Source organism: Caballeronia sp. LZ065, assembly GCF_031450975.1.
Taxonomy (GTDB): domain Bacteria; phylum Pseudomonadota; class Gammaproteobacteria; order Burkholderiales; family Burkholderiaceae; genus Caballeronia.
Genome location: NZ_JARUXV010000003.1, coordinates 483,657 through 507,045, shown reverse-complemented (window position 1 = coordinate 507,045; position 23,389 = coordinate 483,657). Strand labels below are relative to the sequence as shown.

19 protein-coding genes are annotated in these 23,389 nt (G+C 64.2%); 8 read left to right on the top strand and 11 right to left on the bottom strand.

Annotated features, from left to right (window positions below):
* Positions 1 to 4: 4 nt before the first annotated feature.
* The 8 genes from QCE63_RS22510 to QCE63_RS22475 form a co-directional block, all read right to left on the bottom strand.
* Complete coding sequence (locus QCE63_RS22510) at positions 5 to 724, bottom strand: DUF3348 domain-containing protein (RefSeq protein WP_309836109.1); 720 nt, start codon at positions 722 to 724, stop codon at positions 5 to 7.
* Between the two features lie 88 nt (positions 725 to 812).
* The gene (locus tag QCE63_RS22505) at positions 813 to 1,898 is read right to left on the bottom strand and encodes a linear amide C-N hydrolase (RefSeq protein ID WP_309836108.1); all 1,086 of its coding nucleotides are present in this window, start codon (positions 1,896 to 1,898) and stop codon (positions 813 to 815) included.
* A gap of 149 nt (positions 1,899 to 2,047) precedes the next feature.
* The gene (locus QCE63_RS22500; protein WP_309836107.1) at positions 2,048 to 3,517 is read right to left on the bottom strand and encodes an alkaline phosphatase family protein; all 1,470 of its coding nucleotides are present in this window, start codon (positions 3,515 to 3,517) and stop codon (positions 2,048 to 2,050) included.
* A 153-nt stretch (positions 3,518 to 3,670) separates the two neighbouring features.
* Positions 3,671 to 4,063, bottom strand: coding sequence for a tautomerase family protein (locus tag QCE63_RS22495; RefSeq protein WP_309836106.1), 393 nt, complete (start codon positions 4,061 to 4,063; stop codon positions 3,671 to 3,673).
* A 141-nt stretch (positions 4,064 to 4,204) separates the two neighbouring features.
* Positions 4,205 to 5,371, bottom strand: coding sequence for an ABC transporter permease (locus tag QCE63_RS22490; RefSeq protein WP_309836105.1), 1,167 nt, complete (start codon positions 5,369 to 5,371; stop codon positions 4,205 to 4,207).
* 9 nt (positions 5,372 to 5,380) lie between these two features.
* Positions 5,381 to 6,535, bottom strand: coding sequence for an ABC transporter permease (locus tag QCE63_RS22485; protein WP_309836104.1), 1,155 nt, complete (start codon positions 6,533 to 6,535; stop codon positions 5,381 to 5,383).
* A 6-nt stretch (positions 6,536 to 6,541) separates the two neighbouring features.
* Positions 6,542 to 7,234 carry an ABC transporter ATP-binding protein gene (locus QCE63_RS22480; RefSeq protein ID WP_309836103.1) on the bottom strand — a complete coding sequence of 231 codons (693 nt, stop codon included), beginning with the start codon at positions 7,232 to 7,234 and terminating at the stop codon, positions 6,542 to 6,544.
* A 1-nt stretch (position 7,235) separates the two neighbouring features.
* The gene (locus tag QCE63_RS22475) at positions 7,236 to 8,447 is read right to left on the bottom strand and encodes an efflux RND transporter periplasmic adaptor subunit (RefSeq protein WP_309836102.1); all 1,212 of its coding nucleotides are present in this window, start codon (positions 8,445 to 8,447) and stop codon (positions 7,236 to 7,238) included.
* 258 nt (positions 8,448 to 8,705) lie between these two features.
* Between QCE63_RS22475 and QCE63_RS22470 the strand changes: the two genes are divergently transcribed.
* From QCE63_RS22470 to QCE63_RS22435, 8 genes are all read left to right on the top strand, one after another.
* Complete coding sequence (locus QCE63_RS22470; RefSeq protein WP_309836101.1) at positions 8,706 to 9,554, top strand: hypothetical protein; 849 nt, start codon at positions 8,706 to 8,708, stop codon at positions 9,552 to 9,554.
* A 126-nt stretch (positions 9,555 to 9,680) separates the two neighbouring features.
* Positions 9,681 to 10,325 (top strand): LysE family transporter, encoded by a 645-nt coding sequence (locus QCE63_RS22465; RefSeq protein WP_309836099.1) that lies wholly within the window; start codon positions 9,681 to 9,683, stop codon positions 10,323 to 10,325.
* A 176-nt stretch (positions 10,326 to 10,501) separates the two neighbouring features.
* The gene (locus QCE63_RS22460; protein WP_309836098.1) at positions 10,502 to 12,445 is read left to right on the top strand and encodes a sigma-54-dependent Fis family transcriptional regulator; all 1,944 of its coding nucleotides are present in this window, start codon (positions 10,502 to 10,504) and stop codon (positions 12,443 to 12,445) included.
* 184 nt (positions 12,446 to 12,629) lie between these two features.
* Positions 12,630 to 12,704, top strand: coding sequence for a pyrroloquinoline quinone precursor peptide PqqA (gene pqqA / locus QCE63_RS22455; RefSeq protein WP_008347847.1), 75 nt, complete (start codon positions 12,630 to 12,632; stop codon positions 12,702 to 12,704).
* A gap of 68 nt (positions 12,705 to 12,772) precedes the next feature.
* Positions 12,773 to 13,042 carry a pyrroloquinoline quinone biosynthesis peptide chaperone PqqD gene (pqqD, locus tag QCE63_RS22450; RefSeq protein ID WP_309836097.1) on the top strand — a complete coding sequence of 90 codons (270 nt, stop codon included), beginning with the start codon at positions 12,773 to 12,775 and terminating at the stop codon, positions 13,040 to 13,042.
* A gap of 238 nt (positions 13,043 to 13,280) precedes the next feature.
* Positions 13,281 to 15,002: a methanol/ethanol family PQQ-dependent dehydrogenase gene (locus QCE63_RS22445; protein WP_309836096.1), complete on the top strand. Its 1,722-nt coding sequence runs from the start codon at positions 13,281 to 13,283 to the stop codon at positions 15,000 to 15,002.
* A 66-nt stretch (positions 15,003 to 15,068) separates the two neighbouring features.
* Positions 15,069 to 16,250 carry a c-type cytochrome gene (locus tag QCE63_RS22440; RefSeq protein ID WP_309836094.1) on the top strand — a complete coding sequence of 394 codons (1,182 nt, stop codon included), beginning with the start codon at positions 15,069 to 15,071 and terminating at the stop codon, positions 16,248 to 16,250.
* A 133-nt stretch (positions 16,251 to 16,383) separates the two neighbouring features.
* Complete coding sequence (locus tag QCE63_RS22435) at positions 16,384 to 17,421, top strand: FUSC family protein (protein WP_309836092.1); 1,038 nt, start codon at positions 16,384 to 16,386, stop codon at positions 17,419 to 17,421.
* A gap of 7 nt (positions 17,422 to 17,428) precedes the next feature.
* Here QCE63_RS22435 and QCE63_RS22430 read toward each other — a convergent pair whose 3' ends face one another.
* From QCE63_RS22430 to QCE63_RS22420, 3 genes are all read right to left on the bottom strand, one after another.
* A complete protein-coding gene (locus QCE63_RS22430) occupies positions 17,429 to 18,577 on the bottom strand; it encodes a DSD1 family PLP-dependent enzyme (RefSeq protein ID WP_309837300.1) in 1,149 nt (382 codons plus the stop codon).
* Between the two features lie 198 nt (positions 18,578 to 18,775).
* Complete coding sequence (locus QCE63_RS22425) at positions 18,776 to 20,065, bottom strand: MFS transporter (RefSeq protein WP_309836090.1); 1,290 nt, start codon at positions 20,063 to 20,065, stop codon at positions 18,776 to 18,778.
* 254 nt (positions 20,066 to 20,319) lie between these two features.
* Positions 20,320 to 23,373 (bottom strand): FAD-linked oxidase C-terminal domain-containing protein, encoded by a 3,054-nt coding sequence (locus QCE63_RS22420; protein WP_309836089.1) that lies wholly within the window; start codon positions 23,371 to 23,373, stop codon positions 20,320 to 20,322.
* Between the last annotated feature and the right edge of the window lie 16 nt (positions 23,374 to 23,389).

The window sequence follows — 23,389 nt, the reverse complement described above, 5'->3', positions numbered from 1 at the left end:
CCAGTTACTGAGACTGAGTGCGAAGCGCTGCAAGCAGGCCTTCGACCGGTTGAAAACGAACTTCGAGTTCGGCGAGCAGGACGTTGCGCATGTCCGTGCGGAACGTCGCGAGCCATGCGCCGGGCGCTGCACCGGCGTCGGCATCGGCCTGCATCTGGCCGCGCTTGAGCCGCTCGAAATGGCGGCCGAGAATCACGGGCACCTGCGCCAGGAGCGTGCGTTCGCGCGCGGCGAAGGTCTGTTCCATGACAGCATCGACGACCGCGAGACGCGTCATGTCGCCCGCACGCGCCGCCACGGATGCACGCAGACGGCTGCGCAACTCGCCGATGTCGGACTCCATCGTCTGCTGCAACGACAAGGTGTGCTGGCGGAAGATCGCGAAGTCGATCTGCATCGCGTCGGGCGCGGTCTGCACCGCCGCACGCCGCCGGCCATGCAGGCCCGGCTCGCCGCTTTCATCGCGCGTGATGGCGCTCACGAGCCGCGCGCGGGTCTGCGCGCTCGCCGCTGCATCTTCGCCGGAAGCGGATCGCGGACTGGCGACAGGCTGCGGATCGGCGCCGAGCGCGGTGGACAGCGCGATTGCGTCGGTCCAGCCGAGCCATTGGCTCAGGCGGTCCGACAGCGATTGCGCGGGTTCGTGGACATCGAGATCGGCACATTGCGCCAGCAGGCGCACGAGCGCCGGGCCGCTGAATGCCGTGCGCTTAAGGCCTTGCACGAGATCACCAGAGGCAAAAGGACGGTATTTTACCTGCCCGCGCGGCCGGCTCGTCCCGTTTGCCCGTCATGCGGCCATCGCGCGCCTGTCAGGGCGCTTTCGCCGGCATGAAGGCAAAGGCCGGCGTCGCCACGAAACTGCCCGCCGTTTCGCCGGAGAACACCTGCCCGCCGTCGATGGTCAGCTTCATCACCGGCGCGCCGGGACTCAGGTTGAGCTTCTTGAGCGACACCCAGAAGGTGTCGGGGCGCGTCGCCGAATCAAAGTAATAGACCAGGTTCTGCTGATCCGCCACCGTGCGCCAGATGGTCGATGACAGGTTCGGTTGATCCGGCGTGCTGATGCCGAGCGGCACGCTGACCGAGCGCACCACGCTCATCACGCTCGCCACTGCCTGATACGCATACGACTGCTGCGGGACGCCCGCGAGGTAGTTCGGATCGGCCTGCTTCGGAATGGCGTCGAGCAGGAAGGAGGCGCGCACATAGCGGTCCGCCGCGCGATTCGTGCCCGGCAGAAAGCCGAGTCCGCCAACGCTCTTCCAGTAGGTATCGATGGCAAGCTGCTCGTCGTAGATGGGCGAATTGGTCATCACCTTGTACTTCTTGCCCTGATGGATCACGAGCTTGCCGTTGATGTATTCGAGGATGGCCGAGTCGCCGCGCGCATCCGAGAGCGACAGATGAATCGTCAGCGGCTTGCCGTTGGGCAAGGGCGGCGCGATGATCTGGAAGGGATCGCGGCTCAGCACGTAGACCGCCTGCGCCACCGTCGCGAAGTTGTCGAGCGCGTATTGCGCCCACAGGCTGATCGACATCGGGTCGCGCTTCGGGTCGGGCTTGCCGTAGTCGGTCTCGGCCAGGTACAGCGCATTGGCGACGAGCCCACGCTCGTTCATGCCGTCCACGCTGCCGATCTCATAGCCCGATACCACCACGCTGCCGTACTTGGACTTCCATTTGATGGAGCGCGGCCCCGCGTTGCCGTCGCGCTCGATGCCCGCCGGCATCACCCACAGGTTCGAGCGCATGTCCTCGGACCAGTCCATCGAGCGTCCCGTGACCACGAGCCCCTTGTCGCCGGTATAGAGCACGCGTGTGCATGACAGCGCGAGCGAGGTGGAGAGGCAGGCAAGCGCGATGAACCACGTGAGCTTCTGCAACAGACCAGTCATGGCCATGGAGTCCTTGTGTCGATGATAGGAACAGCTGTCTCATGCTTCATCAGGCCGCGGACCCTGCGAAACGGCGCCCGCGACGCGAACGCACATGATGCACGCATATGCGCCGCGCGTCGAACCCGGGCTTCAGACTGGCTGTTGCATCAACGCGAAGGGAATCCCAAAGTCGTGGCCTTGGTACGCAGATCGGCAAAGCGGCCGCCGGGCGTGAGCGTTTGCGAAGCGCCCTCGCCCGCGCGCTTGTCCACCGTGCCGAGTCCCGATCCGCTCGACGGCGTATTCGAGCATTCGAGGCCGAACGGACCCGGCGGCACGACGAACGCCGGGGCATCGGTGCGCGGCGCATCGCTCAGGTCGAGCGCGCAGGCCATGTTGAAAGTGGTCGGATCGCTTGCCCGCACGCCCAGCGGATCGAGCCCGAAGCGCCATGCGAGCAGCTGATGGATCGAACTCGGGTCGAACGGATAACGCGACACGCTGCCCGCGCGCACGCGTGGACCGAGCAGCATGCAAGGCACGCGAAAGCCGAGTCGGCCATCGTTGCCGAGCTTCTGCTCTGCTGCTGAAAGCGACTTGACCGGCGGCGCCACGTGCTCGAGGAAGCCGCCCCACTCGTCGTACACGACGATCATCAGCGTCGAACTCCAGTTGGGGCCCGCGCGCAAGGCCTCGTAGATCTGGCCGAGCAAGGCCTGGCCGTTGCGGACGTCGGCGTGAGGATGATCGTCGTTCGAGGTGCCATTCGCCTCGCCGGCGAAGCTCGGATCGACCATGCAGAACGACGGCAGGTTGCCTCCAGCCGTATCCGAGAGAAAGTCGGAGAACAGCTTCGAACGTCCCACATAGCGCGTGCCGTAGAGCGCGGTAAAGGGCACGTCGTGGAAGTAATACTTCGACGAGACGTTCTTTGCATCGAGCCGGTCCCAGATGGTCGAGAGCGATGACGTATCGAGCGTATCGCTGAGCCGGTCGGTCTCGCCGCTGTGCAGATAGACGCGGTTCGGAAAGGTGTCCGCGAGAATCCCGCTCATGTAATAGTCGCAGACCGTGTATTGCGCCACGGCCTGGCGATAGAAGTCGAGATCGGCGCCGGTGAAGTATCCGATCGGCAGCAGGTCGCCGCGCGTCTTGTTCGTGTCGGGCGTCAGCAGGAAGCCGTTCATCGCGCCATTCGCGAGATGCGTGCGGCCCGCGTCGTATTGATGATCAGGGTCCGCATACTGGCAGCCCTGGAAGCCGAACGCCGCATTGGCCGCAAGCGAGAAGCTCGTTTGCGCGGTGCCGAAGGCATCGGTGAACTGCCTGCCGGCCTGCGTGCCTTCGACGCCGGGAACCCAGCCCATCATGTGATCGAAGGAGCGGTTTTCCATCGTGACCAGCACGATGTGATCGATGCCCGAGGTCGCGGGAGACGGCAAGGCGGGACGCGGAAGATTGGCGCGATCCGCCGGAATCGTGCCGATGGGACTCGTCGGCGTGACCGTGCCGGAGTTGTCGTCGCTGCCGCTGCCACCGCAGGCGGACAGCATGGCCGAACTCGCGAGCGCCGCGAGCAGGCGGCGGCGTACTGCATCGGGTTCGCTTGGGACGGGCTTGGACGGCTTGTCGGTCATGATGGCGCTCCGTGTGAGTGCTTTTCTCGCACGCCTTCATGTTCGTGCCGGGGCGCGGTTGCGCTTCGTCACATCGAAGGCGAACAGCTTGTGGGTGCCGGAAAGTAGCAAGGCGCATTCCCGGCTTCCACATTCACATGGAGTGCCCAAGCTTCATGCGGCGTTTTCGACATACTGCGCAATGCCGCGACCGAACGACCAGTCGTCGCGGCGATTCGGCCCGAGCACGATCATCACGTCCTCGGGACGCAGGCCGGGAGACGCGACCAGCTTCGCGACCAGCGCCCGGTAGAACGCCTGCTTGGTCGGCGTATCGCGCCAGTCGCTCGCGGTGATATGGATGAAGACGACATCGTCGCTGCGGTCCACGCCGAGATAACCATCGTCGTAGATGAAGTCGTCGCGGTTGAATTGCTGGATCAACTGGAAGCGATCATCGGGGGGCACTTTGAACGTTTCGACGAGCGCCTTATGAACGCCGTCGGCGATGGCGCGAATGTGCTCGCGCGGCTTGCCTTTCAGAAGCGAAATCTGTACGAGCGGCATGATGATTTCTCCTTCGCGGTGAGTAGGGAGAGCGATGCGGGCATCGCCCGATGAGCCCACTCTACGCCGCCATGTCGTCCCCGAACATGGCAAAGTTTGGAAGCGACGATGCAGAAAAATCGAATGGTCGAGAAAGCGCGGTCAACGCGTGCGCAGCGCATCGACGATATTCATGCGCGACGCGCGCAGCGCCGGAAGAAAGCCGCCGACGAAGCCCATCGCAAGCGAGAACAGGAGCGTCCGCACGATTACTGAAGGCGTCAGGATGAAGCGGAACGACAGGTCCGCGAAGGTTTGAAAGTTGGTCGTGGAGAACGAGGCGAACTGCATCAGCGCCGCGCAGCACAGCCCCGCGATGCCGCCGGTCAGGCCGAGCAGCAAAGCCTCCAGCATGAACGCGCCCAGCACGTCGAGACGCTTGAAACCGAGCGCGCGCAACGTGCCAATCTCAGCGACGCGATTCGCCACCGACGCGTACATCGTGATCATGGCGCCGATCATCGCCGCGATCGAGAAGATGATGGACAGCGTGAAGCCCAGGATATTGATGAAGGTCGAGAGCGCTTTCGACTGGTCGCCGTAGAACACTCGTTCGCGCTTGGCTTCGTGCGCAAGGCGCGGATCGACGTCGATATCCGCCTTGAAGCGCTCGAACGCGTCGCTGCGCGCGATCCGCACGACCATCGACGAAAAGCTCGTGCGGCGGAACGACTGCATCAGTTGATCGACGTCGCCCCAGATCTCCGAATCGAAGCCGCTGCCGCCTGCATCGAAATGGCCGACCACGGTCCAGTCGCGTTGCGCGAAACGCAGATGATCGCCGATGCGCGTGCCGTCGAAGCCCTTCGCGATGCTGCTGCCCACGATGATCTCCGACGAGCCATTGCGAAACATGCGGCCAGCCGTGAGTTTTACTTGCGGCCGCAGTTGCAGGCCCCTCGGCGAGACGCCGCGAATCACGACATTGGCGGGCGTGCTGCTGCCGAGCTTGGTGAGCGAGATCAGCACCACCGTTTCCTTCGATGAAAGCGGCTGGCCATCACCGTTTATCGCGACGGACGGATGCATCTCCATCACGTTCGCCTGCCCGCGGTCGATCGCGCTCTGGATCTCGGTCTCCGCGCCCTTGCGGATCACGACGACGTTGTCGGCCTCGCCTGTCGAGACGAGGGTTTGCTTGAGGCCGGCATCCAGCATCAGCACCGTCGAGAACACGAATACGACGAGCGCGAGGCCGCCTGCGGTGAGCGCCGTCGTGAGGCGGCGCGCCCACAGATTGCGCGCGACATAGGAGACGGGAATGGCCATCGCCCGCCCTCAGCCGATGGCCCGCAGGCCTTCGACGATACGCACGCGGCTTGCCTGCACCGCCGGCACGATCGCCGCAGCCAGTGCGACCACGAACGCGCACGCGGCCTGCAACAACATGGTCTCGTGCGAGACGCGGAAGACCGGGAACACGCCGCCGGTCGCGTGCTTGAAGACTTCCGCGAGCGGCGGCGTGGCGAGAATGCCGATGCCGCCGCCGATCGCGCAGATCGCAATCGATTCGCCGAATACCAGCACCGAAAGAAAGCCCGCGCCGAAGCCGAGCGCCTTCAACGTCGCGTACTCGGTGATGCGCTCGCGCGCGCTCATCGCCATGGCATTGGCCATGACGGCCATGATGATGAGGATGACCACGTACGACACCACGCGAATGGCCGCGATGATCTGGTTCGACATCGCGACGAAGCCCAACTGGAAGGCCTGTTCGGTTTCGGTGAGCGTCTCGGCGAGGGAGTTCTTGAAGACGCTGTCGATATTGCGCGAAACGGCCGCGGCCTGGTCCGGATCCTTGACACCGACCACATACACGCCGACCTGATCGACATTGCGTTTCGTCGTCTTGCGGATGGTCTCGTTGAGATAGTCCCAGTGCATCAGCAGCTGACGCGTGATGGTGGCTTCATCGCGTCCTTCCATGATGCCGCGCACGAAAAAGTCCCAGGTACCCGGATAGATCGTACCCTTGAGCGGAATCACGTCGCCGACCTTGAAGCCGAATTGATCGGCAAGCTGCCTGCCGATCAGCACGCCCTTGCGATCGCGCTGGAACGCGGCGCGCGCCTCTTCGCCGACGATGAACTCCGGATAGAGATCGAGATAGTTGTCCGACACGGCGAACTGCGCGAAGAAGTTCTTCGGGTCGCGATAAACGCCGCCGAACCAGTTCGAGCGCGCGACCAGCGTGACGCCGTCCACGCCGCGGATGCGGTTCTCGTAGGCGAGCGGCAACGGGAACACGAGGGAGATGGCATTGCGCGTGACGAGCCGTGCATTCGACGCCGCCGATGCGCCCGCATACCATGCATCGACGACCGTATGCAGCAGGCCGTACGCGAGCACGGCGATGGTGAGCCCGAGCACCGTCAGCGCGGTGCGCAAGCGGTGGCGCAGCGCGTTGCGCAGGATCAGCTTGGCGAGATACATGGCGATTCAGGGCCGTGCGCCATCGGTCAGCTCTCCCTTCTCCAGATGCACGAGTGCCTTGGCCGCGCCGGCGGCGTGCGCGTCGTGCGTGACCATGATGATGGTCTTGCCGAGCTGGCTGTTCAGGCGTTGCAGCATCGCGAGGACATCGCTGGCGGAGTTGCGGTCGAGGTCGCCGGTGGGTTCGTCGGCGACGATCAGCTTCGGGTCCGTGATCAGCGCCCGCGCAATCGCCACGCGTTGCTGCTGCCCGCCCGACAGCTCGGACGGATAGTGGCTCATGCGGTCGGCCATGTTGACCATGTCGAGCACCATCGCGACGCGCTCACGCCGTTCATGACGCGTGAGGCGCGTCAGCATCAGCGGCAGCTCGACGTTCTCGAAGGCGGACAGCACCGGCATCAGGTTGTAGAACTGGAAGATGAAACCGACGTTCGCCGCGCGCCAGTCCGCGAGCGCGGCTTCGGGCAGGCGCGTGATATCGAGTCCGCCGACGAGCAACTCGCCGCTGTCGGGCCGGTCGATGCCCGCTATCAGGTTCAGCAGCGTGCTCTTGCCGGACCCGGACGGCCCCATCAGCGCGACAAAATCGCCTTCTCCAATCGACAGCGTGATGTCGGTCAGCACCGGCACGGTCTGGACGCCGCGCCGGTACGACTTCGCGACATGGCTGATCTGGACGAGCGGCGGCGTGCTCACGCTACTTCTTCGCCACGGTGACCCGGGCGCCGTCCTTGAGCGTCTCGCCAGGCGACAGCGCGACCACATCGCCAGGCTTGACGCCCTGCACGGCGAGCAGGTCGCCGATGCGCGCGCCAGCCGTCACCGGGACTTCGTGCGCGGTGTCCTGGCGGATGACGTACACGACCTGCCTGCCGCCGCGCGTCACGACCGCCGACGGCTGCACCGCGATGACCGCCTGCTTCTGATCGGGCGGCACCGGTTTCGACAGGAACGCGACCTTCGCGGACATATCCGGCAGCACGCGCGCGTCGCGATCGACGAAGCGCACCTTGACGAGCACGGTGGCCTTGGAGCGGTCGACCGTGGGCACCATGCGCGACACGCGGCCCGCAAAGCGCACGTCCGGCAGCGCGTCGAGCTGGATCTCGCACGGCTGGTCGACGGCGATACGGGCGATGTTCGACTCGGCGACGTCGGCCTCGACCTCGAGCGTTTTCATGTCGGCGATGGTGACGACCGCGCCCTTGCTGTCTGACGCCGACGAGAACGGCGTGATGTTGTCGCCCACGTTCGCGTGCTTTTCGAGCACGACGCCATCGAACGGCGCACGGATCACGGTCTGATCGACGGCCACTTGCGCCGCCTGCGCATTGGCGCGCGCGGAGAGGATCGCGGCTTCGTCGCTGTTGATGGACGCCTGCGCCTTGTCGAAACGGGCGAGCGCGGCATCGAACTGCGTCGCGGGAATGGCGCCTTGCGGCACGAGAATGCGGTAGCGCTTGAGATCGACTTCGGCGTTCTTGAGCTCGGCGCGCTGGAGTTGCAGGTTCGCCTGTGCAACCTTCACCTGCGCCTGGGCCTGTGCGAGCGATGCAGCGACGTCGTCGCTTTCCAGACGGGCGATCACCTCGCCTTGCTTGACCACCGAGCCTTCGAGGACACCGAGCCATTCGACGCGGCCCTGTCCCTTCGACGCCACCGCAGCCTTGCGCTGCGGCACGACATAGCCGGTTGCGTTCAGCAGCGTATAGCTTTGCGATGGATAGGCGGACGTGACGGTCGCCGTCTCCACGGCCTGCGGCCCGGTGAGCTTCAATGCGACGGCGATCAACGCAAGCACGATGAGCGCGGCGATTGCCCAGCGGAGCCAGTGGCGCCGGCGCCGCGGCACGGCGGCAGCGGAGGGTCCCCGGTCGATCTTTAATTTTTCGAGGTCGTGTTCAGCCAATTTTCGAACGTGCGCCGCTGCTTGGGATCGCGGACCGGTGTGCGGTGAATGGATCCTCAGTATAGCGCCGCGGTCCAGTGCCTCCAGGGCGGCGCAGGGAATGGAATTTTGAATGCATCATTCCGCGTGCAAAATGCCGGCGGGTCGTTCGCGTATTCCGGTGCCTGAGTACGCGGCGAGCCAGGCTGCCGAAGCAGATGCTTCCATTTAAGATACGGCCTATATCGTGGATTCGGCGTTCTGCGCCAGGAGAAGTACGTGCTTTTGTCGAAACAACGAAGCGTTGCCGCCTGTGCCGTCTGGGCATTGTTGTGCTGCTGTGCCTCCACACGCGCCGCGGAAACGCAAGGCACCCATGCGGAACGGACGATCGGCGCCGCGAGCGGCGTCACGGGCGAGAACATTCTTGCGGTGGAATCGTTGCCGCCCGGTTTCGCCGGCGACGATCCCGAGCACGTACGGGACGCGCTCGCCGGCCGTCCCGCGCCGGGACAGGCGCCTTCGATCACGAGCCGGGTGCGGACGTTCCTGGCCCAACCGTTCCGCAGATGGGAGCGCGGCGCATCGGGCGCGCACGGCGCCAGTCAGGCGCAGAGCGCCAGCGCCACGCAGGCAGACCGCACGTTCGTGTTCGTCATTCCTGTGTCATACGGCGTCCGCTACCAGTCGAAGAAGAAAATTCTGACGGTCAACGTCTCGCTCGCGGCGCCCGGCAATCCGAATGCCATTTTGTTGAAGCAGACAGTGAAGGGGCAAAGTGGCCGCAAGCTCGTCGTCGCGGCCGAAGCCAGGGCGAAAGGCTTCGTGCAGACCTTCGACGTCATTCAGTTGCAACCGGACGGCGGCGCCCGCACCACGGTGACCGGCCGGGCGCTGCTGCCGAATTTCGCGCATGAACACAGCGAGGGCGATTTCGCGATCGTCCTGGTATGCGCGCTGGAGCCGCCCTACCTGACCGACGACGTCGAGCACAGCGCCCCCTCCGAGGAAGAACCCACCGATGTCACGCGCAGAACCTCGACGTTGAACGGCAGCGTCGCGGCGGCATGGCTCGTGGACCGGAAGGACGGGTCGATCGTGACGCGGCGCCTGCGGCTCGTCAAATAGTCTGGACGCCGTACGCGACGCTTCGTGCCTGAGGTGGGCAGGTTGCCCGGGCGTATCATGCATGCCGCATGCAATCGTGCGTTTTGCATCGTGCGTTTTGCATGCCTCATACAAGGAGTCGATACGATGTCAGCTTCGAACGCCGTATTCGCCATTCTGTTCTCGCTGCTGCTGGGCGCGATGATTCCCGGGCCGAGCTTCGTGGTCGTGGCGCGCAACTCGATCGGTGTTTCGCGCGCCGACGGACTGGCGACGGCGCTCGGCATGGGTGTCGGCGGCCTCTTTTTCGGCGGCATCGCGCTCGCCGGGCTGTACACGCTGCTGGTCGCCGTCGAATGGTTGTACGTGGCGCTGAAGGCGGCCGGCGGCCTGTACCTCGTCTACATCGCCTGGAACATCTGGCGCGGCGCCGCCCGCCCCATGCAGGTGCCGCTTCCAACCGATGCCCCACCCCGCAAGCAGAGCGCCAGAAGATCGTTCTGGCTCGGGCTCTCAACGCAGCTGAGCAACCCGAAGACCGCGATCTGGTACGGCAGCATTTTCGCGGCGCTGCTGCCGCAACACCCGCCGCTGTGGTGCTACTTCGTCCTGCCGCCGATGGTGTTCGCCATCGAGACCGGCTGGTACACCATCGTCGCCCTGGGCTTCTCCAGCAAGCGGCCGCGCGACCTCTATCTGCGGGCGAAGAAGTGGATCGATCGCGCGGCGGCCGGCGTCATCGCGGCGCTCGGCCTGCGCCTCATATTCACTGCGGGCAAAGCCGGCTTGTGATATCGCATGCGGAACACAAAATGCCATCCGGCATCTTGAATGCGAAAGACCAGAGGCAGGCGCCAGCTTTCCTTTCGTTTTGCTGACTCTCCTTGCTCCTTTGAGTATGGCGCGGACCTTGCTCGTATCCGCGCTCCATCCGGCGCTTCGACCGGCATGTGTACAAGGAGGAGACAATGCAGAACCCCATCTGCGAGAGTGCGGCTTCCCAGATCGAACGAGAGAGCGGCTGGCTGATTCCGTCGATCCGCAAGGCGCACGAACGGTCGGAGATCTTCGGCCTCAACGCTTCGACGCGTCCGGACTACGATGTCCTCACCGAAGGCGAGCTTCTGCTCAAACTGGAACAGAACCGCGTGCTGTGCGCGCATGCGACCCCGGTCATGGAAACCTTGCGCGAACAGATCGTCAACACGCAAAGCATGATCGTGCTGACCGACGCTCAAGGACTCATCCTTCACTCCACCGGCGACGACGACTTCCTTGCCCGCGCCGAGAAGGTCGCGCTCCGGGCGGGCGCGAACTGGGCCGAAGAGCGGCAGGGCACGAACGCCATCGGCACAGCCATCGCCGATCGGATGCCAACGGTCGTTCACGGCGATCAGCACTATCTCGTCGCCAACCGTTTCCTGACGTGTTCCAGTGTGCCGATTCTCGATCCCTATGGCGACCTGATCGGCGTTCTCGACGTTACCGGCGACCATCGCAGCTATCATCGTCACACGATGGCGCTCGCCCGCATGTCGGTCCAGATGATCGAGAACCATCTGTTTTCCAGCACGTTCCAAGGCATGCTGCAGATCTCTTTCCACGGTCGCCACGAGTTCCTCGGCACCCTGATGGAAGGCATCATGGCCTTCACCGGCGACGGCCGCTTCCTCTCCGCGAACCGCAGCGCCCAATTCCAGTTCGGCTTGTCGCTCGCGGCCTTGCGGGCGCACACGCTCTCATCGCTATTCGGCTTGACCAGCGCGCAGCTGATCGACCGCTCGCATGCGAGCCGTGCCCCGCACCTCACGCTCGACCTCAACAACGGCACGGTCGTGTGTGCGCGCGTGCGGCTGAATCGCGCGCCGCTCGCTGACGCGTCACGGGCCTTCGCATCGGCGAAGCCGGCGACGCGCCTGCCCTCGCGGCGTGAATCTCCAGCAAACCTCGCCGCGCTCGATACCGGCGACGCGAAAATGTCCGCGGTGATTGCAAAGGTGCGCAAGGTCATCGGCAAGGGCATACCGATTCTCATCACCGGCGAAACCGGCACGGGCAAGGAACTACTGGCACAGGCCATTCACGGCGATTCGCCTCGTCATGACGGACCGTTCATCGCGGTCAACTGCGCATCGATCCCGGAGAACCTGATCGAATCCGAGCTCTTCGGCTATGAGGAAGGCGCCTTCACCGGCGCCAGGCGCAAGGGCGCGGCCGGCAAGCTGATGCAGGCGAACGGCGGCACGCTGTTCCTCGACGAAATCGGCGACATGCCCTACCCGCTGCAAGTGCGGCTGCTGCGCGTGCTGCAGGAACGCGTCGTGGATCCGCTGGGATCGAGCAAGCCGATCCCTGTCGATGTCGCGATCATCTGCGCGACCCATCGAAACTTGCGCGACATGATCGCGCAAAACCGCTTCCGCGAGGACCTTTACTATCGACTCAATGGCCTCGTCGTCAAACTGCCGCCCTTGCGCGAACGCACTGATCTCGCTGCCGTGATCGCCACGCTGCTCGACGCACTGAGTGCCGAAGATCCTCATGGCCCGCATTTGTCCATCGATCGCGAAGTCATGACTCTCTTCGAGCGATACGCCTGGCCGGGCAACTGCCGACAGCTCGGCAATCTGTTGCGCACCGCGGCGGCCATGGTGGATGAAGACGGTTGTATCCGGCTGGAACACCTGCCGGAGGACTTCTTCGACGAGCCGCACGGAGGGCCAGCCGACACGTCCGAAGCATGCACTTCACTTCCGCTCGGTGCAGGCGGATTGCAGGAGGTCACGGCATCGGTGATCGCGGCGACGCTCAGGCGGCATCGCGGCAACGTGTCCGCGACGGCCCGCACGCTCGGCGTGTCGCGCAACACGATCTACCGAAAAATGCCGCAGTGTTCAACGATGGAGCAGTGAACTGTTGCGCCCGGTGTTTCACTTCGGAACATCCATGAAGCACCGGCTCTTTGCACTGAAATTCAATTGAAAGAAAGAGCGCCTTCTCAAGCGCTCGATTCACTGAAGGCATGGAGTTTGCATTTTCGACGCCTGATTGCGAACCCGCTCGCGATCGTCAATCGAAACATTCAAGGAGATGACCATGCAATGGACCACGCCTGCTTTCACTGACTTGCGCTTCGGCTTCGAGATCACGATGTACATCGCGACGCGCTGAAGCATCGCTGAACCCGGCCCGGGTTTGACTCAGTCAGATCCGGGTTGTGCTCCCTCCCGCACTTTCCCATGAACGACAAGAACGCAAGCAAGCGTCCACGCCTGCGCGCGCCGCTCGAGTTGCGTTGGCGCGCTGACCGGCGCACATGCGAACTGATGCATCTTCCTGGCGGCATGGAGCTGAATCGCAGCGCGGGCGAGATCCTCGCGCGCTGCGACGGCACGCGCGAACTCGACGACATCATCACCGAACTCGAAGCGCATTTCAGCGTGTATGGTCTCGCGCCGGACATCTATCGCTTCATCGATGAAGCACGCAGGCTCGGCTGGCTCGATTGATCCAGCTTCGACGCCGCGGTGTCACATCGGTCAACAAGCCACCGTTGTACTGCTTCAGCTTGCAACACATCGGAATGTGCACAGCGCGCCTCGGCGACGCGCGACATGCATACGCAGCAAGGCAGACATACGCATCGATCACGAATGGCATATGACTTGCCTTGATGATCCTGCAACCGGTTGGCATGCCTATACAGATTCCAACGACACATCGCACCCAGATCCCCAGGAGACAACGATGAAGACACGACCCGTCCCCGCCATGCGCATTGCAGCGCTCGCAAGCTTGACCGCGAGCGCTGCAATCGCAGTTGCTGCCACGTCCGCCGCGCAGTATCCGGACGTCACGTATGACCGCTTGACGAATGCGCAGGACGATCCCGGCTGGCTCACTTATTACCGCACCTATAACGGTCACGGCCATTCGCCGCTCAAGCAGATCGACACCGGCAATGTGAAGGGACTGAAGCAGGCATGGAGCTACAAGTTTCCCGCGGATCTTCAGCAAGGCTTCGAAGCGACACCCATCGTCAATGGCCGCTATCTGTTCGTGACCACGCCGAAGGATAACGTCTATGCCTTCGATGCCGCGACCGGCAAGCAGCTGTGGAAGTACGAGCCGGGGCTCGGTGCCGAATCGTTCAAGACGGCCTGTTGCGACGTGGTGAACCGAGGCGTTGCGCTCTATGGCAAGAACGTCTACGTCGCGATGCTGAACGGCGAGGTCGCCGCGCTCGACGCGCAGAGCGGCGCACTCGTGTGGAAGAAATCGATGTTCGATCCGGGCACCGGTTATGCATTCTCGCTTGCGCCGCTGGCGCTCGACGGTGCGCTCATCGTCGGCAGCTCGGGCGGCGAGTACGGCGCGCGGGGCTTCATCGCCGCCCTCGATCCCGGCGATGGCAAGGTCCTGTGGAAGCGTTTCACTGTTCCCGGTGCGAAGGAACCGGGCGGCAATACATGGCCGGACGGCACGCAGGAACACGGCGGCGCGCCCGCATGGCTCACGGGCACCTACGACCCCGCAAGCAAGACGCTCTACTGGGGCGTGGGCAATCCCGGTCCGTGGCTCGCGGATCTTCGCCCTGGCGATAACCTCTACTCCGACTCGCTGCTTGCACTCGATCCGAAGTCCGGCGATCTCAAATGGCACTATCAATACACGACGCACGACACCTGGGACTATGACGGCGTGAACACGCCCGTGCTCGCCAGCATCAAGTACGAAGGCAAGGAATACGACGCGATCATTCACGCGGACCGCAACGGCTTTTTCCATGCCATCGACCGCTCCAGCGGCAAGCTGATCTACGCGCGTCCCTTCGTCACGGCCACGTCCGTGACGGGCTATTCAAGCGAAGGCAAGCCGGTGCAGGATGCGTCGAAGTATCCGAAGGCGGGCACGACCATCGAAACCTGTCCGAGCTTCCTGGGCGGCAAAAACTGGTGGTCAGTGTCCTACGATCCGCAGACGCATCTCGCGATCGTCCCCGCGCTGCATGCGTGCATGTCCTTGTCGGGCAAGTCCGTGAACTACATGGAGGGCCTTCCCTATCTCGGCGAGGGCTTCGAGATCAAACCTGAACCCAATAGCCGTGGTTATGGCGAATTGCAGGCCATCGACGTGGACACCGGCAAGAAGGTCTGGAGTCACTGGACCAAGCTGCCATGGAACGGCGGCGTCGCGACGACCGCAGGCGGCCTCGCCTTCAGCGGCTCGCTCGACGGCCACCTCTATGCCTTCGACGAGAAGACCGGCAAGGTCTTGTGGCAAAGCCCGAAGCTTGCAAGCGGCATCATCGCGCAGCCTTCGGTGTATGAGATCGACGGCAAGGAATACATCGCGGTGCTCGCCGGATATGGCGGCGCCAACCCGATCTGGGGCGGCCCGATGGCCAAGGCCGCGGACAAGGTGCCGCGCGGCGGCACGCTCTACGTGTTCGCACTCAATCGCACCTGATCGACCCCGCGCGAGCGCATCCGATCCCGCGCTCGCGGGCCCCACCGAACCACCGGACGCATAGATATGAATCCCTCACTCAACCGCCTTCGCGCCGTGAGCATGCTGACGGCATGCGTTGCACTCGCGCCGTCGCCCTCGGATGCGGCCGTCAAGATCTGCACGTTCCCCGGCAGCCCTTCAGCGGCACTCGACCGCACCATCGCACAAGCGGTATTCACGCGCGCGGGCATCGCAGCGACGGTCCTTGAGAAAGGCATCGGCGACGGCGATGATGACGGCGTATCGCTCAAGGAACTCGACAGGACCCTCGCGCGCGGCTGCGATGTGATCGCGGGCTTTCCACGCTCGGCCGTTGCCGACGACTCCGGCGGCAAGATGCGCTTCTCGCGCGGCTATCTGCGAGCCGGCTATGTGAGCATCGAGGCGCCCGGCGCTGAACTCGGCGACACGGCCATGCGCACAACTGCCGCGACCTATGCGAGTCCCGCGCAATTGATCGCGGTCCAGCAGGCCGGCGTGACGCTCGATCTCGAGAACACTTCGGCATCGACTGTCGAAGCCGTCGCGGCGGGCCGTGCGCGACGGGCGATCGTCTGGTATCCCGCAGTCGTGGCTTATCGGCTTGCGCATCCGGAACGCAGCTTCAAGGTCGCGCTCACGCAGTCGCCGTATTCGGACTGGAAACTGACCTTCGCGTTCGGTCCGAGAAGCGAAGCACTGCGCACGCGGATCGATGCAGCGCTCACCGCGATGAGCAACGACGGCGCATTGCAGGCGCTCACGCGGCACTGGGCGATGCCTGCCGAAGTCGCGACGACCCTGCGCCCGGGAATCATGCTCGCCGACGCCAACGCATCGCGGGCCGGCCGCTTCATCAAGGTGGCGAACGAAGGCGGCATCGAGCTGCCTTCCTTCGAGCCGGCGCAGACCGCGCACGGCAAGACACTCTATGCGAGTTCCTGCGCGAAGTGCCATGGCGCGCAATTGCAGGGCATCACGGCGCCTGCATTGCAGGGGCCGGCATTCGCTCCTGCAGCGAACTCGCATTTGACGGTGGGCGGCATCTTCACGTACATGGCGACCAACATGCCCGCCGATCGTCCGGGCAAACTGAAGGACCAGGATTATGCGGACATCATGGCCTACTTGCTGCAATCGAACGGCTACAAAGCCAGCGGGGCGAAGATGACGGCCGACAGCGCGCGTTCCTCGAAGCTGCCGTTGAATGCGGGGCCGGCGCATTGAGCGGTCGGCGCAACGGCGACGGCGGGCGTTTCGTAATAGGGCATGCCGTGACATAAAGCAAAAGCATAAGCGCATCATGCGTGGCGCCTTGGCATAATGCAGCACCGACCTGTTCGTCGACACCCTGCCACGCATGATCGCGATCACCCGCACCCGACGCCGCCTGCATGCGTTCTTCGGCGCACCCGAAGCGCGCCGTTTGCTGCGCACCCTGATGAGCTGCGCCATCAGCTACATCGCAGCGCGTCTCGCCGCGCTTCCCGAAGGCTACTGGGCGCTCATCACGACACTCGTCGTCGTCACGCAGCCGAGCCTCACGCAAGCCGTGGACACCGCGCGGGATCAGATCATCGGCGCGTGCATCGGAGCGCTGGCAGGCGTGCTCGGCATCGTCGCGATGCAGTATGGCGCACCGCCGCTCGCGGTCTTCAGCGTAGCCCTGATTCCGCTTGCCGCCGTCAGCGCGAAGCGTCCCGCCTTCCGGCTGGCCTGCGTGACGCTGGTGATCGTCGTGCTGATTCCGGCAGGGCCGGGTTCACCGTTCGAACGCCCGCTGCATCGCGTGCTGGAAATCCTGATTGGCGCCTTCTCCGCGTTTGTAGTGACCGCGCTCTGGCCGAATCGCGCGTTGCGGGCCGCGCATCACAGCGTCGCCGACACGCTGAGAAGTCTCGGCCAGCTCATCGGCCTCTACCTGACCGGCGAGCAGGACGCAGCACGCGAGACGCACCTTGAAGCGCAAAGCGTGGCCGCACAGAAGACGCTCGACGACGCGTTGAAAGAGGCCGAACGCGAGCACATCATCGTGCTCGTACACAACAGCCGCTCCGATGGCATCGACAAGGCCGCGCCCTTTCTGCAGCGTCTGCACAGCGACGCGACGTTTCTCGCGAAAGCGGTGGCGGGTCTGGACCGGCAATCCTGCGCGGCGCGTCTTGGAGAGATGGGCCGCACGTTGCAAACCTTGTTTGAGTTGCTGGCGAGCGTGCTGGCTTCGCCGCAGCAGGATGGCGGCAAGCTGGAACAGGCGCGGGCGTCGGTCAGCACGCTGAAGACGGCGCTCGCCGCGCAGGCGCCGACGCATGGAGCCCAGGAAGCGGCGCAATTCGTCATCGGCCTTATCGTCTCCGATCTCGATGCGCTGATCACCACGCTCTATCCGCCGAAGTGACGCGCGCCTAGCGTGAGAGGCCGCGAGCGTCGATGGGCCAGAGGTCGACGACGCGCCCGCCGCGATAGCAAACGTACTCGTCGTAGAGATTGACGCTCGGATCGCAATGACCCGGTGGCAAAAGCAGACGTTCGCCGACGAGCGGTCCGAAATCGTCGTTGGGATGGTCTTTTGCATGCAGCATGCCGTGTTCATCGTTCGCGGCGATGTAGCTCAACACGGGCGCACTGCGGCCGTCGAGCCAGTGCACGCTGCGCGGCAGGCCCGAGTCCACCGCAAGCCCTTTCAATCCGACATCGCAGACGGCCATACCTGGACGCGTCGCGCTCATTACGGTCGAAAGCACGAACAGACTATGTCGCCATTGCAGTGCCCCTTCCCAGCCAATGCCGCCGTAATCGCCATCCATGAAAAGGTATGAGCCGGGCTGCAATTCGGTGAACACGCCGCTCGCGGCATCGAATTCGACCGTACCGGTGCCTCCGCCCGTCACGACCCCGCAGCGCACGCCGCGCGCGTCCAGCGCACGAACGTAGCCTGCGGCGCTATCGGCCGCGCGGCCGGCGGCGGTCCTCCGGGCATTCCAGTCGGCCACATGCTGTATGCCGCCGTGATAGGCCTGAATGCCGGCGAAGCGCAAGGCACGCTGCGCCGCGATGGCGTCGACGAGTTCGAGCAAGGCGTCCTCGCCGGTGACGCCGCAGCGCTGCTGTCCTGCATCGACTTCGGGCAGCACGTCGATCGTGACGCCGGCCTCGGCTGCCGCATGCCCCAGGGCCTGCACCTGCGGCAAGGCATCCACGCACACGGAGAGCTGGACGTGCGACGCGAGTTCGACGGCCATCGCCAGCTTGTCGGCGCCGGCGAACTCGTTGCTGACATGGATACTGCGAATACCCGCTGCCGCGAACGGGTACGCCTCCGAGAGCTTCTGACAACACACGCCCACGGCGCCGGCTTCGATCTGCCGTTTCGCGATCTCGCTCGACTTGTGCGCCTTCGCATGCGGCCGTAGCGCGACGTCATGGTGAGCCGCGAATGCCGCCATCGCGGCGAGGTTGGCTTCGAAGGCTTCGAGGTCGAGCAAGAGCGACGGCGTGGCAACCGCGGTGAGCGGATCGCCAGTGCGTGCGGCGGGTGGGGGCGAAAGCGTCATGGCGATGGCACGAGTCTCTGTCAAGTCAGGTTCCGATCATATCGCTGCATGCGGCATGATGAATGCATTACGCAAAATTCCGGGATTGTGGTTGCAGGTGCTTATGGGTTGCGCGGCCTCGGTCTGAACGCGGCAAGAACGCTCAAGTCGCCGCGGTTGTATGCATGCAAAACGCATTGAACCGCGGCATTCACCGAGCTAGACGAACTTGCGCGCGTGCGCCGGGTCTTGTGCTTCCGCTTCCACATCCAGTACCCGGTCGGGCCGCATCATGAACGACAGGATGATGCCCGCCGCCATCAGGATCATCGAAACCGTGAACGGCAGGTTCCAGTTGCCGGTACGGTCGATCAGCCAGCCGCCCACCACTGGACTGATGATCGCCGCCAGCGCCGATCCTGAATTCATGATGCCGGCCGCGGTGCCGGCATGCTTGGGGGCAATATCCATCGGCACGGACCACATCGGACCAATCGTCATCTCGTTGAAGAAAAACCCCGCGGACAAACAGACGGCGGCGAGCGTGATCGATATGTTGGACACGAACATGATCGGCGCAAGCGACAGCAACGTGAGGAACATGCACACGCCGACCATCACGTTGCGGGCGAGGCGCACGTTGCCGCTCTTGCGCAGGATGCGGTCGGTGACCGAACCGCCGAGCCAGTCGCCGAGGACGCCCGCGAAGAACACACCCGACGCGAAGAGCGCGGACTTGCCGAGCTGCATGTGATAGCTGTGCAGGAAGTACTGCGGAATCCAGCCAAGGAAAAGCCAGAGCACCCAGCCGTAACAGAAGTACACGGCCGTCACCGGCGCCATGCGGCCCAGCAGCGTACGCCATGGCACGGGCGCGCGCTCCTTCACGCCGGAATACGCGGCGAGCGTGGCGCATTCGGTTTCCGTGATGCGTGGATGGTCGCGCGGGTTGTCGCGGAAATAGAACACCCAGGCGATGGCCCACGCGAAACTGATGACACCGGTGATCAGGAACGCACCGCGCCAGCTCGTCGCGACCATCAGCCACACGATGAGCGGCGGCGCAACCGCATTGCCGATGCGTGATGCGGCATGCGTAGTGCCTTGCGCGAAGCCGCGCTGATCGGCCGGCATCCAGTTGGACATCGCGCGCGTCGCCGTCGGGAAGGTCGCGCCTTCGCCCAGGCCCAGCAGCACCCGCGCCACGATGAGCGACACGAAGCCGCCCGCGAGGCCGGTCAGGACGGTCGCGCCGGCCCAGATAATCGCGCACAGCGTCAGGGTACGGCGTGGCCCAAAGCGGTCCCCCACCCACCCGCCGATGATCTGGAACACCAGATACGGGTACGCGAAGGCCGAGAACACAAAGCCGACCTGGGTATGCGAAAGACCCAGTTCAGCCCCGAACTGGCTCGCCGCCGTGCTGACATTCACGCGGTCGATATAGGTGATGAAATACATCGCGCATAGCAGCAGCAGAACGCGCGTCGTGGCTCGACGGAACATCATCGTCTCCTTGTGTAGCCGCGTGCGTGAACACGGCGCCCTGTGCAGGCCGGGCTCCGGTCATCACGTCAAGCGGGACTTCCTTTGGGTACGTCGGATGAGATTGCTGGCAGCCGGCTGAAGACGGCTTTTGCGTACAGCGCTATTGCATGCGGCGACGCAGCTTGCGAATGCGGGGCTTGCGCGGTGATGTCATGTCTCGTCTCCTTCGCGGCTCGTTACGGCCCGCTTGTGTGCGTCGATGGATGAAGCCGTCGTCAGTCTTGTGAATCGAGTGCTGGTGTACCCAGTGCCATGGCAAGGACGCGCGCCACGTGCAGCGCGTCTCGTTGTGCACCCTCCGCGATCTGATGCCGGCAGCTGGTCCCGTCCGCCACGATCAGTGCATCGCCTGCTTCGCGCACCGCCGGCAAGAGCGACAACTCAGCCATGGCTTGCGACGCCGCATGATGTTCCGCCTCATAGCCAAAGCTTCCGGCCATGCCGCAGCACGACGATTCGATCGTCTTCACACTGAGGCCCGGAATCCAGCCCAGCACTTGCTCGACCGGACGCACGGCGTCGAAAGCCTTCTGATGGCAATGTCCGTGCAGCAGCGCCTTCTTTGCATTCAGCGTATTGAATTCAAGATGCAATCGGCCCTGCGCCTTTTCGCGCACCAGGAACTCCTCGAACAGGAACGAGGCCTCCGAGAGCTTGCGCGCCGCTTCGCCATAGCCATAGCCGAGGAATTCATCGCGTAACGAAAGCAGGCACGACGGCTCGAGTCCGACGATGGCCACGCCGCGCTCGACGAACGGCAGCAGGGTGTCGAGCGTGCGGCGCGCCTCGGCCTTCGCCTCGTCGACGAGTCCCGCCGACAGAAACGTGCGCCCGCAACACAGCGGCCGCTCACCCGCCTTCACGTTGAGATGCACGGCGTAGCCCGCCGCTTCGAGCACCTGCTGCGCAGCGCGGGCGTTTTCAGGCTCGATATAGTTGTTGAACGTATCGACGAACAGCATAACCTCTTTGGTTGCGGGTGCAACTTGTTGTCCGGCTGCGGTGGTGAGAAACGGCTTCTTGAAGCGCGGCAGGCCGCGTTGCGGCGCAAGACCGAGCTTCGCCTTGAGCCAGCGCGCCGCGCCCGGCATGCTGGTTTCAAGCCCGTTGGCGAGCGCCGGCATGCGGCTCGCAAGCGGCGCATAACGCGGCAGGAACGCGATCAGTCTTTCACGCAATCGCAAGCCATGACGCTTCGTCCACGCTGCGCGTGCCTCGATCTTGATACGCGCCATGTCGACGCCCGTCGGACAGTCGCGCTTGCAGCCCTTGCACGACACGCACAGGTCGAGCACATCCTTGACATCCTGGCTGGCCAGGCCGTCCTCGCCAAGTTGCCCCGATAGCGCCAGACGCAGCGTATTGGCGCGACCGCGCGTGACATGCTGCTCGTCCTTCGTGATGCGATAGCTCGGACACATCGTGCCTGCGTCGAACTTGCGGCAATGGCCGTTGTTGTTGCACATTTCAAGCGCTTTCGCGAGACCGCCGGAACGATCGCCGCCGGAGCCCGGTGCCCCTTCGTGGCCCGTCAACGGATCGCGCGTGACATTCCACGCCGACCAGTCAAGCAGCGGTTCGACCGCGCGCTCGCGATACGAAGGCGGAAAGCGGAAGTTCGCGACATCGTCCATCTTCGGCGGCGCCACGATCCGGTCCGGGCTCAGCCGGTTCTCCGGATCGAACCATTGCTTGATATCGCGAAACGCCTCGTTGATACGCGGACCGTATTGCCAGGCCACCCATTCGCCGCGACACAGCCCGTCACCGTGCTCGCCCGAATACGCACCTTTGTATTCGCGCACCATCGCTGCGGCTTCTTCCGCGATCGCGCGCATCTTGCCAGCCCCGTCACGGCGCATGTCGAGGATCGGCCTTACATGCAGCGTGCCGACGCTCGCATGCGCATACCACGTACCCTCCGTGCCGTGCTTGCGGAACACTTCCGTCAGACGCGCCGTATAGTCCGCGAGATGGTCGAGCGGAACCGCGCAGTCCTCGATGAAGGACACTGGCTTGCCGTCGCCCTTCATGCTCATCATGATGTTCAGCCCGGCCTTGCGCACTTCCCACAGCGCCTTTTGCGGACCCGCATCGGGCATCTCGACGACGGAACCCGGCAGGCCGAGATCGTTCATCAGTTCGACCAGCCGGGCCAGCTTCGTCACTTGTTCAGCGTGGTCGGCACCCGCGAATTCGACGAGCAATATCGCCTCGGGATTGCCTGTCAGTGCCTTGCCGATCACCGGCCGGAACGCGGGATTGGACATCGCAAGGTCGATCATCGTGCGGTCCACCAGTTCCACTGCAACCGGGCCGAGCTTGACGATGTGCTGCGTCATGTCCATCGCCGCCCAGAAGGTCGGGAAGTTCACCACGCCCAAGGTCTTGTGCGCAGGCAGCGGCGCAAGCTTCAACGTCAACTGCCGGCTGAACGCGAGCGTGCCTTCCGAACCGACAAGCAGATTGGCCAGATTGGGTTGGCCGTCATCGTTGAAGGGCAGCGGGCTCTGGCAGTCGAACAGATCGAGGTTGTAGCCGGCCACGCGCCGCAAGACCTTCGGGATCCGCTCACGCAGTTCCGCACGCTCGCGCAGCGCGATGCCCCGCACGGCCTCGACGAGATCCCGGGTACGCGCATCCTGCGGCATGTCCGCCAGCTTGCCGAAACGCGTTTCATGGCCGTCGGCGAGGATCGCGTCGATGGCGTCGACGTTGTGCACCATGATCCCGTATTCCATCGACCGGGACCCGCACGAGTTGTTGCCCGCCATCCCGCCGATCGTGCATTGTGCACTCGTCGAGACATCCACCGGAAACCACAGTCCGTGCGGCTTCAGCCACGCATTCAGATGATCCAGCACGACACCCGGTTCGACCGTGACGGTGCGCGCGTCCTTATCGAAGTGAATGATGTTGTTGAGCCACTTCGTCGTATCGATGACGAGCGCCTCGCCCACCGTCTGCCCGCACTGGCTGGTGCCCGCGCCACGCGCAAGAACGCTCGCGCCCTGATCCGCGGCAATCTGCAACGCCAGGCGCAACTCCGCCTGATCTCTCGGCACGGCGACGCCGAGCGGCATGATCTGGTAGATCGAGGCATCGGTCGCATAGCGCCCGCGCGACGCCGGATCGAAAAGCACATCTCCCTTCAGTTCACGCTGGAGGCGCGCCTGCAACGGTGTCGGCGACGACCCCGGACGGGCGCGCGCCGAGGCGGGCATCAGGTGGATGGGTTTGACGAGCCGGTCGGTGGGAGAGTTGAGCATTGTCGCTGTCTGAATG

What these genes read in the sequence shown, in the direction of transcription:
- pqqD (WP_309836097.1), top strand. Translation starts at nt 12,773, where the DNA reads ATGAACGACAAGAACGCAAGCAAGCGTCCACGCCTGCGCGCGCCGCTC.
- QCE63_RS22430 (WP_309837300.1), bottom strand. Translation starts at nt 18,577, where the DNA reads ATGACGCTTTCGCCCCCACCCGCCGCACGCACTGGCGATCCGCTCACC.
- QCE63_RS22500 (WP_309836107.1), bottom strand. Translation starts at nt 3,517, where the DNA reads ATGACCGACAAGCCGTCCAAGCCCGTCCCAAGCGAACCCGATGCAGTA.
- QCE63_RS22505 (WP_309836108.1), bottom strand. Translation starts at nt 1,898, where the DNA reads ATGACTGGTCTGTTGCAGAAGCTCACGTGGTTCATCGCGCTTGCCTGC.
- QCE63_RS22485 (WP_309836104.1), bottom strand. Translation starts at nt 6,535, where the DNA reads ATGTATCTCGCCAAGCTGATCCTGCGCAACGCGCTGCGCCACCGCTTG.
- QCE63_RS22465 (WP_309836099.1), top strand. Translation starts at nt 9,681, where the DNA reads ATGTCAGCTTCGAACGCCGTATTCGCCATTCTGTTCTCGCTGCTGCTG.
- QCE63_RS22435 (WP_309836092.1), top strand. Translation starts at nt 16,384, where the DNA reads ATGATCGCGATCACCCGCACCCGACGCCGCCTGCATGCGTTCTTCGGC.
- QCE63_RS22490 (WP_309836105.1), bottom strand. Translation starts at nt 5,371, where the DNA reads ATGGCCATTCCCGTCTCCTATGTCGCGCGCAATCTGTGGGCGCGCCGC.
- QCE63_RS22425 (WP_309836090.1), bottom strand. Translation starts at nt 20,065, where the DNA reads ATGATGTTCCGTCGAGCCACGACGCGCGTTCTGCTGCTGCTATGCGCG.
- QCE63_RS22460 (WP_309836098.1), top strand. Translation starts at nt 10,502, where the DNA reads ATGCAGAACCCCATCTGCGAGAGTGCGGCTTCCCAGATCGAACGAGAG.
- QCE63_RS22445 (WP_309836096.1), top strand. Translation starts at nt 13,281, where the DNA reads ATGAAGACACGACCCGTCCCCGCCATGCGCATTGCAGCGCTCGCAAGC.
- QCE63_RS22440 (WP_309836094.1), top strand. Translation starts at nt 15,069, where the DNA reads ATGAATCCCTCACTCAACCGCCTTCGCGCCGTGAGCATGCTGACGGCA.
- QCE63_RS22420 (WP_309836089.1), bottom strand. Translation starts at nt 23,373, where the DNA reads ATGCTCAACTCTCCCACCGACCGGCTCGTCAAACCCATCCACCTGATG.
- QCE63_RS22495 (WP_309836106.1), bottom strand. Translation starts at nt 4,063, where the DNA reads ATGCCGCTCGTACAGATTTCGCTTCTGAAAGGCAAGCCGCGCGAGCAC.